The organism is Burkholderia sp. Ac-20353, assembly GCF_017104785.1.
In the GTDB taxonomy this organism is placed as follows: Bacteria; Pseudomonadota; Gammaproteobacteria; order Burkholderiales; family Burkholderiaceae; genus Burkholderia.
This window is the reverse complement of sequence record NZ_JAAGPL010000394.1, coordinates 1-2,501: the sequence shown is the minus strand read 5'-3', so window position 1 is coordinate 2,501 and position 2,501 is coordinate 1. Positions and strand designations below refer to the sequence as shown.

The window sequence follows — 2,501 nt, the reverse complement described above, 5'->3', positions numbered from 1 at the left end:
CGAGGCCTGGTCGGCCCGCTTCTCGGAACCGATGTCCGAGCTGGTCAAGCGCTACACGTCGTCGGTGTTTTTCGACAAGCGCCTCGCGCTCGTCGACATCGCCGGCTCGCTCGCGCACGCGAAGATGCTCGCCGCGCAGAAGATCATCAGCGCCGACGACCTCGCAGCGATCGAACGCGGGATGGCGCAGATCCAGGGCGAGATCGAACGCGGCGAATTCGAGTGGCAGCTCGACCTCGAGGACGTCCACCTGAACATCGAGGCGCGCCTGACCGCGCTGATCGGCGATGCCGGCAAGCGCCTGCACACGGGCCGCTCGCGCAACGACCAGGTCGCGACCGACATCCGCCTGTGGCTGCGCGGCGAAATCGACCGCATCGGCGGCCTGCTGAACGACCTGCGCGGCGCGCTGCTCGACCTCGCCGAACAGAACGCCGGCACGATCATGCCGGGCTTCACGCACCTGCAGGTCGCGCAGCCCGTCACGTTCGGCCATCACCTGCTCGCTTACGTCGAGATGTTCTCGCGTGACGCGGAGCGCATGCGCGACTGCCGTACCCGCGTGAACCGCCTGCCGCTCGGCGCGGCCGCGCTGGCCGGCACGAGCTACCCGATCGACCGTCACGCGGTCGCGAAGACGCTCGGCTTCGACGGCATCTGCGCGAACTCGCTCGACGCGGTGTCGGATCGCGACTTCGCGATCGAATTCACGGCTGCGTCGGCGCTCGTGATGACGCACGTGTCGCGCTTCTCGGAAGAACTCGTGCTGTGGATGAGCCCGCGCGTCGGCTTCATCGACATCGCCGACCGCTTCTGCACGGGCAGCTCGATCATGCCGCAGAAGAAGAACCCGGACGTGCCCGAGCTCGCGCGCGGCAAGACCGGCCGCGTGAACGGCCACCTGATGGCGCTCCTGACGCTGATGAAGGGCCAGCCGCTCGCGTACAACAAGGACAACCAGGAAGACAAGGAACCGCTGTTCGACACCGTCGACACGGTCGCCGACACGCTGCGGATCTTCGCCGAGATGGTCGCGGGCATCACCGTGAAGCCGGACGCGATGCGTGCAGCCGCGCTGCAGGGCTTCTCGACCGCAACCGACCTCGCCGACTACCTCGTGAAGCGCGGGCTGCCGTTCCGCGACGCGCACGAGGCCGTCGCACACGCGGTGCGGATCTGCGACGATCGCGGCATAGACCTCGCGGACCTGACGCTCGACGAGATGAAGCAGGAACTGCCGAACGTCGCGCACCTGATCGGCGATGACGTGTTCGGCTACCTGACGCTCGAAGGCTCGGTCGCGAGCCGCAACCACCCGGGCGGCACTGCGCCGGACCAGGTGCGTGCCGCGGTGCAAGCCGCCCGCGCGGCGCTCGGCAAGTAAGCCTGCCGGATCCGACGGACGCCCCTGCGGCGTCCGTTTTTCGTTGGCGCGGCCATGCGCGTGATGCGCGCCGCGCCGCCTTCACCCCTTCCGCCCCCGACTCCCGGACATCCCAATGACGTTTTCCGCTGCGATCTTCGACATGGATGGCCTGCTCATCGACTCCGAGCGGACGATCATGAACACGTGGATCGACATCGCAGGCACGCATGGCGTTGCGCTGTCCGTCACCGACTATCTGCAGATCGTCGGCCGCTCGTTCGCGGAAGGCCAGACGATCCTCGCACGCATCATCGGCGACGCCGACACATTCGACTCGGTACGCACGCGCGTGCGCGAACGGCTCGCCGCGCCGGAGCCCCATCCGAAATTCCCGCTGAAGCCCGGCGCGCACGCGCTGCTGTCCGCGCTCGCGCAGGCCGGAATCCCGTGTGCGGTCGCATCGTCGTCCGCGCGCGACGTGATCCGCGCGCGGCTCGACGCGGTCGGCGCGCTGCCGTTCTTCCACGCAATCGCGGGTGGCGACGAAGTCACGCGCGGCAAGCCCGACCCGGCCGTCTACCGGCTCGCGGCCGAACGGCTCGGCGTGCCGGCCCATGCCTGCGTCGCATTCGAGGACAGCGATTTCGGCGCGCAGGCCGCGGCCGGCGCCGGCGCGGCCGTCGTCACGGTGCCCGACCTGAAGGCGCCCACGCCCGAGATCGTCGCGCTGAGCCTGCACGTGCTCGCGTCGCTCGACGATGCGCTCGCGCTGATGCCGGCGTGGTTCGGCCTGCACGACGTACCGCATCGCTGAGCCGGTCACGCGGGTCGTCGGCGCGCGGTTTCAACGACAGCGCCGAAGGCCGCCACCCCGCAGCCTCTGGCAGCCTCCCCCAAATGCAAACGGGCACCTTGCGGTGCCCGTTGCAATACCCGTCCGTAGCGGTACCCGTTCTGCATTCCCGTCGCGCGCATCACACATGCTTCGATGCGGCGCGCGCCCGAATGTCACCGAATGTCACCCGACGATCACTTGTTGCCGGCCGTCTCCGACAGCCGCTTCATCGTCGCGATACGCGCGCCGATCAGGTCGATGCGACCATCCTCGCCGACGAGCGGCGCCGAGGATGGTCGA

General features: G+C 69.0%; 2 protein-coding genes. Both read left to right on the top strand.

Features of this window, described 5'->3' with window-relative positions:
* Positions 1-1,384: argininosuccinate lyase (gene argH / locus G3N94_RS40570; RefSeq protein ID WP_241022349.1), on the top strand; the 1,384-nt coding region annotated here is incomplete at its 5' end.
* 115 nt (positions 1,385-1,499) lie between these two features.
* Positions 1,500-2,180, top strand: coding sequence for an HAD family phosphatase (locus G3N94_RS40565; RefSeq protein ID WP_205799796.1), 681 nt, complete (start codon positions 1,500-1,502; stop codon positions 2,178-2,180).
* Positions 2,181-2,501 lie beyond the last annotated feature (321 nt).